The following is a 6,388-nucleotide window of genomic DNA, read 5'->3' as shown; positions in this document are numbered from 1 at the left end:
CCAAAGAGAAAAGGAAAACGTCGGGGGACAGAGGGGCAGGGGAGGAAAGGGGGGGTAACCCTGCCCAAAAAAAAAGGGGGGGGGGGGGGGGGCTCCTCCCTCCCCCCCCCCCCCACCCCCCTCCCACGTGGTCCGGTTCCCTCACCGAGGGGTCAGGGCCGAGCCGAGGAGTTCCGGCACGGTCATGCGGAGCCCACCCGGGCCGGCTTCGCCACGGACAGCGGCTCGGCGATGTCCTCCAGCGACCGGCGCTCCGCCTTGACCGCCAGGAACGCGGCCACGATGCCGGCGGCGCACATCAGCGCGGCGCCGATCTGGAACGCGAGTGCCGTGTCACCGGGCACGCCCGACTCGGTGAGGCCGGCGAAGATCAGCGGGCCGCTGATACCGCCGGCCGCGGTGCCGAGGGCGTAGAAGAAGGCGATGGCCATGGCCCGGGTCTCCATGGGAAAGACCTCGGAGACGGTCAGGTAGGCGCTGGAGGCCCCCGCCGACGCGAAGAACAGCACGACGCACCAGCAGGCGGTCATGGTGGTCGCGGTGAGGGAACCCCGGTCGAACAGCCACGCCGTGCCGAAGAGCAGCACGCCCGAGATCAGATAGGTCGAGGAGATCATGATGCGGCGCCCGACCGTGTCGAACAGCTTGCCGAGCAGGAGCGGTCCGAGGAAGTTCCCCGCGGCGATCACGGCGAAGTAGTAGCCGGTGTGGCCCGTCGGCACGTCGAAGAACGTCGTCAGGATGGTGCCGAAGCCGAAGGTGATCGCGTTGTAAAGGAAAGCCTGGCCGATGAAGAGCGACAGGCCGAGGAACGCGCGGCGCGGATAGCGGCCGAAGACGGTCTTGGCGATCAGGCCGAAGCCGATCCCCTTGCGCTGCTGGATGGTGATCTCACCGGCCGGCGGCGGGAGCGGCTCGCCCTTCTCCTGCTCGATTTCGCGCTCCACGGACGAGACCAGCTCCTCGGCTTCCTCCTCCCGGCCGTGGATGAACTGCCAGCGCGGACTTTCCGGAACATGCCGGCGTACCAGCAGGATGACCAGGCCGAGCACGACGCCGAGGGCGAAGCTGAGCCGCCAGCCGAGGTCCTTGGGGAAGATGGCGGTGTCCAGCATCACCACGGACAGCAGGGCTCCGCCGATCGCGCCCAGCCAGTAGCTGCCGTTGATGATGAGGTCGACCCGGCCCCGGTAGAGGGACGGGATCAGCTCGTCGATCGCCGAGTTGATGGCCGCGTACTCACCGCCGATGCCGAAGCCGGTGAGGAAGCGGAAGAGGAAGAACCACCAGGACTCGAACGACAGCGCGGTCATCGCGGTGGCCGCCAGATAGACGGCCAGCGTGACCATGAAGAGCTTCTTGCGGCCGAACCGGTCGGTCAGCCAGCCGAAGAAGAGCGCCCCGGTGCAGGCCCCTGCCACATAGAGGGCGGCGGCGATACCGGTGACCTGGGCGGCGGTGATGTCGAGCCCGCTGCCCTCCTCGGCGAGGCGGCCGGCCACGTTGCCGACGATGGTGACCTCGAGCCCGTCGAGGATCCAGACGGTGCCGAGGCCGATCACGATCATCCAATGCCACCTGGACCACGGCAGTCGGTCCAGGCGGGCGGGCACGGCCGTGGTGACGGTGCCGTTGGTGGCCGGCACGGAACCCGGCGACAAATCGGATGCCATCGTTTTCTGCTACCTCCCTCGTGGTCGCCCCCCGCCTGCCGGTTTCCCTCGAACCGGTCCGACATGCGGGTGCGATCACCCCCCCGCTCCAGGGTGGTCGGGCGCCTCACAGGACCGAAGCCGCAGCCGCCCCGACGACGCCGGCCCGGTCGGGGTCGCGGTGGGAGGCGCTGCCGGTCCGGGCCGGGTGGTGGCGCCGGGGAGCCCCCGCCCGCCGGGGAACCCCGCCGGGCGGGCTACTGGTACGGGTCGAAGGGGACGTCCGCCGGTTTGGCCTCCGCGAGGTGGGAGGAGAAGGAACCGTCCTTCAGGCCGAAGTGGGCGCTGCCGAAGTCCGCCTGGCTGAGCTTGTCCCGGAGCGTCGCGGGATAGCCCGACCAGCCGACGAGCGCGGGGAACTGCCAGGTGCCCCGGTGGTTCTCCGGCGGTTCGTCGTTGGTGTTGGCCGCGCGGAAGCAGTGCGTGCCCACGCCGTCCTTGTGGTAGACGATCTTGGGGTGGGTGCCCTCCCAGCGGATCTGGTCCCGCGTGTGGATGTCGAAGTCCCCGTGGGCGGAGGTGGCGACGTACTTCGCCACATCGCCCTGGATCCACACCACGACGTGTTCCCAGTCGTGGCGGTGGCCGCCGAGGCTGATGCCGGGGATGGCCTGGTCCTTCTCGAAGTACAGCGCGTACATCACGGCGCACCAGCCGTTGTTGCAGGCGGCGCGGGAGTAGCCGTTGGTGTTGGCGAGGTCGGAAGTGTCACGGCAGTTGCCGTTGAGGGCGCCGGTGGGGCTGAGGCCGCTGTTCAGGACGCCGGTCGGGCCTATGGCGGGCGTCGGGTAGCAGCCGTCCGTGTCGTAGTCGTACGCCGGTTGGAAGGCCAGCTCGATGACACCGGCGTTCACGGGAAGGGCGGGGGGCGGAGCCGCGAAGGCCGCCTGGGGTACGGCGACGACCAGCGCGAGGGCGGCGCCGATAACGACGGATGATCTCCGTATGTGATGACGCGTCCGCATGACTGGCCTCCGGCCGCTCGGGGTGGGGCGGAGCGCCGGGCCCGGCTGGGCCGACACGCACGCCGGGAGCATCATTCGCGAACCGGGGTGGCACGGCAAGAGTCGGAGCGATGGACGTTTTGACGAGGCGTGAGGTCCAACGTCCGTAAGTGCAGGGGAAGTTGCGGGGAGGCCTGTTATCGGGCCGCTTCGTGCACCAGAAGATTCATCACCCTCTGTGTTTACCGCCCGTCAATTTGGTAACAAGACGTAGTGACAGGCAGTCATTACCCGACGGAGGGAAGGAACATGAACCTCGTTGCCGTGCTCATCCTCGTCGCGGTGCTCGCAGTTGTCGGCCTCCTGGTTGCGGCTCCCAGCGTCCCCGCGCGGCGCAATGCCTTCCCGGGCCGCTGGCGGCGACCGAGCCACCGCCGCACCGGCCCCCGGCGGACCGGGGTGCCGCGACAGCGCGGAGTCCAGCACCACGCCCGCTGACGTCGGGCCGTCCCGGGCCGGCCGTCGCCGCCCGGTCACCCCTGCGGCCCCGTTCCGGCTCAATGCCGGAACGGGGCCGCAGGGGGTTCTGCGTCAGGTGCTGACGCAGGCGCTGCCGAGCATCGGATTGAGCAGGCCGGCGACATCGAGGGAGTCGCCGCAGGCGTTGACCGGCACGTGAACGGGGACGTGGACCAGGTCGCCCGATCCGACGCCGGGGGCGTTCGGGGCGGCGGCGGGACGCCCGCGCCCGCCAACCCGGCGGTGCTCAAGAACGGCCGGGCGAAAGCGATGCGCTTCACGACACCTGCCGCGCTCTGCGAGTGCTCGATCACAGGCCGGTGACCTGCTGCGATGGCGAGTCGAAGGCGACACCCAGGGTAGCCGCACGCCCTCACGGCGTCGTCACCCCGCTGACGGACGACATGTCGTCGTACGGCTGACTCCCGTGCTTGTCATCGTTTGGATGACATGTTACAAAGGAAGCACGTTGAAGCGCATTGGCAGTTCCTGCCTGAACCAACTGGAGGTGTTTCGCGATGTTGATGCGCACCGACCCGTTCCGCGAGATGGACCGGATCGTCCAGCAGCTTTCGGGTGCGTCGGGCACCTGGTCGAGGCCGTCCGTCATGCCGATGGACGCGTACCGAGAAGACGACGACTATGTGATCGCCTTCGACCTCCCCGGCGTCAGCACCGAGGCGATCGACATCGACGTCGAGCGGAACATGCTGACCGTCAAGGCCGAGCGCCGGCCGGTCACGAAGTCGGACGCCGTGCAGATGGAGCTCTCGGAGCGGCCCCTCGGCGTCTTCTCGCGGCAGATCGTCCTGGCCGACACCCTGGACACCGAGCGCATCCAGGCCGACTACGAGGCGGGAGTGCTGACCCTGCGCATTCCCATCGCCGAACGCGCCAAGCCCCGCAAGGTCAGCATCGGCCGCTCCGACGACCGCAAGCAGATCTCCGGCTGAACCGGTACGCGGAGGGCGGGGTCCTGTGCCCCCGGCAGCTCCCGCCCTCCCCCCTTCCCCTCTTCCGGCTACCGGAGGTGACGTGATGCCGTTGCGTACGGACTTGTTCCTCGCCCGCGTCCAGGAGATCGGTGAGTACGAGACGCGGGAGGAGGCCGAGAGGGTGGCGCGTGTCGTACTCGGCCTGCTGGGAGCCCACCTGGTGGGCTCGGTCCGGACGCGGCTCGCGGCCCGTCTGCCCGAGACGTACGCCCTGATCCTGCTCAATCCGCTCCAAGCCGTCGAACCCCTCTCCCCGCAGCGGTTCGTCCGGGCGACGGCTGCCTGGATCGAAGGAGCCACCGAGACGACGGCCCTGTGGGACATCGGAGCCGTCCTGTCGACCGTGGCGGCCGCCGCCGGAGAGGGGCTCACCCACGACATCCTCCTCCAGCTCCCGCCGGGCTACGAGCTGCTCTTCGGTGCCCCGTCCCCGGCCGAGCAGCGGTCCGACCGCCTGCCCTGACCCCCGGACGCGGCGTCGTGACCCGGAGGTCCCATGGCCGATGAAGCCCTGCGGCCAACCGCCGGGACGCACGCTGACCACCGTCCGAAATTGACATGGGCATGTCGCGCAAGTCCTTCAGGGTGGGTCCGGTGGGGCCGCCCGGCTACCCGGCCTTCAGGCGGCGGCCGATCTCCTCACTCAACCGACGCTGGAGATCGGCCAGTTGGCCGTTGTCGTAGGCCGTGAGGTCGCCGGAGCCGTCCGGGCCCTTCGCGCCCGCCTCCTGCTGCTTCTCCTGCTCCCGGCGTTTGAGTTCCTGCTCCTCGGGCGAGCCGGGCGCCGCATACGCGCACCGGATGAGCGCTCCGTCGGCGGCCTTGAGGCAGGTCGCCTCGCGGCCACCCACCTGGCCCTTCCCCTCCACCCGGTACCGGATGTTCTGCTCGCTGCCCACGGTGGCCGTCCAGGTGCTGCCACCGGTGGGCACCACCTCGAACACCTGGTCGTCGTTGTAGCAGCAGACATCCCGGTACTCGGCCTTGATCAGGGCCACCAGGGCCTTCGGGGACGACCAGGCCGGATCGAGGCGGTAGATGGCCATCGGGGCCAGCCCGCTGCCCTGGTGCCGGGTGGGGACGGCCGACACGGCCACCACGGAACTGGCCTCCCCCTGCGGGGTGAGCGGGGTGACGTACGCGCTGCGCCCGGTCTCCTCGCGGTGGCGCAGGGTGAACTCGGACTCGTTGCCCTCGTTGGCGCCGTCCTCCGAGGCGTCCCAGCCGCTGCGCTCGAACCACCAGTCGCCGAAGCCGCCCACGGCCGCCGTTCCCTCCCGCTGGCGGGCCGCGAGACTGAGCGGGTAGGAGGGGCCGGGGACGGCGGATGTGTCGGTGGTCAGCGTGAGCCTTCCCGTCCGCCCGTCGTAGAGCGCGACGCCCGCCGGGCGTTCTGTCACGACGAGGAGGCCGGTCTGGCGCTTGAGGGGCACGACCACGACCGGAGAGCCGCCCGTGCAGGTCACGTAGGCGTCCTCGGCGTCGAACCGGAGCCAGCGCTTCTCGGCCGATATCTTCCGGCCGAGGTTGTGGGAGAACCAGCCCCCTATGCGGGCGTCCGCCACGGACGCGTCGAACCGGCAGCGCTCCTGGCTGCGGCTCTCGCCGCCGAGGGGCACGTCCTGCACGAGCCCGACCTCGTATCCGGCGAGCCAGCCGCGCCGCTCCACCAGCGTGCCGAACGTGTCCGTGTCGGGCAGGTAGGTGATGTCGGAGATCTCACCGGTGACATCGCCGAGGTGCGGTGCGGCCTGCGCCTCGCCGACGACATAGGGGACCCGGGCCGTCAGGCCGGGGACGGGTTCGGTCACGATCCGCGCGGTGGCCATGTAGGCGCGGTCCTGGAGGTAGGAGCCGTACACCAGCCAGCCGACGGTGAGGGCCAGTCCCACGACGGCCCCCGCGCACCCGAGGGCGACCGCCGCGTCCCCGGCGTCCGCACCACGATGCCCCGCGCGCCGCCGGAGCCACCGCACCGCCGACCACACGGCGGCGGTGCCCGCCGCGGCCAGCAGCGGCAGGGCGAACCAGGCGAAGAGCTTGCGCAGCTCCCAGACGGCGATCGTCGTGTAGTACGACGCCCACCACAGTGCGAACCCCACCACGACGACGGTGATACCCACCCGCAGTGCCCGACCCATCAAGCGCCCCCGTCCCCACCCCTCGGCTTCACGCCGACCCGCTCGATTCTGTACCCGGCGCGGGGCGGTGTCACGGG

General features: G+C 70.3%; 7 protein-coding genes and 1 pseudogene. 4 read left to right on the top strand and 4 right to left on the bottom strand.

Annotated features, from left to right (window positions below; translation table 11 throughout):
* Positions 1 to 182: 182 nt before the first annotated feature.
* Positions 183 to 1,673 carry an MFS transporter gene (locus AC07FY_RS28135; RefSeq protein ID WP_479011572.1) on the bottom strand — a complete coding sequence of 497 codons (1,491 nt, stop codon included), beginning with the start codon at positions 1,671 to 1,673 and terminating at the stop codon, positions 183 to 185.
* Between the two features lie 236 nt (positions 1,674 to 1,909).
* Entirely contained in the window at positions 1,910 to 2,677 is a 768-nt protein-coding gene (locus AC07FY_RS28130) for an NPP1 family protein (protein WP_479011570.1), read from the bottom strand.
* 288 nt (positions 2,678 to 2,965) lie between these two features.
* On the opposite strand from AC07FY_RS28130, the gene AC07FY_RS28125 reads away from it, so the two are divergent.
* A complete protein-coding gene (locus tag AC07FY_RS28125; protein WP_479011567.1) occupies positions 2,966 to 3,154 on the top strand; it encodes a hypothetical protein in 189 nt (62 codons plus the stop codon).
* Between the two features lie 93 nt (positions 3,155 to 3,247).
* On the opposite strand, the gene AC07FY_RS28120 is transcribed toward AC07FY_RS28125, so the two are convergent.
* Positions 3,248 to 3,331 carry a chaplin family protein gene (locus AC07FY_RS28120; RefSeq protein WP_479011746.1) on the bottom strand — a complete coding sequence of 28 codons (84 nt, stop codon included), beginning with the start codon at positions 3,329 to 3,331 and terminating at the stop codon, positions 3,248 to 3,250.
* A 72-nt stretch (positions 3,332 to 3,403) separates the two neighbouring features.
* Between AC07FY_RS28120 and AC07FY_RS28115 the strand changes: the two are divergent.
* From AC07FY_RS28115 to AC07FY_RS28105, 3 genes and pseudogenes are all read left to right on the top strand, one after another.
* A pseudogene (locus AC07FY_RS28115) lies at positions 3,404 to 3,521 on the top strand (helix-turn-helix domain-containing protein); the annotation flags it as partial.
* 172 nt (positions 3,522 to 3,693) lie between these two features.
* A complete protein-coding gene (locus AC07FY_RS28110) occupies positions 3,694 to 4,128 on the top strand; it encodes an Hsp20/alpha crystallin family protein (protein ID WP_479011565.1) in 435 nt (144 codons plus the stop codon).
* 85 nt (positions 4,129 to 4,213) lie between these two features.
* A complete protein-coding gene (locus tag AC07FY_RS28105; protein WP_479011562.1) occupies positions 4,214 to 4,633 on the top strand; it encodes a DUF2267 domain-containing protein in 420 nt (139 codons plus the stop codon).
* A gap of 145 nt (positions 4,634 to 4,778) precedes the next feature.
* On the opposite strand, the gene AC07FY_RS28100 is transcribed toward AC07FY_RS28105, so the two are convergent.
* Positions 4,779 to 6,272, bottom strand: a complete 1,494-nt coding sequence (locus AC07FY_RS28100; RefSeq protein ID WP_479011559.1) for a hypothetical protein — start codon at positions 6,270 to 6,272, stop codon at positions 4,779 to 4,781.
* Between the last annotated feature and the right edge of the window lie 116 nt (positions 6,273 to 6,388).

This window comes from Streptomyces sp. NPDC045967 (assembly GCF_056430495.1).
This window is presented reverse-complemented; position numbering and strand designations above follow the sequence as displayed.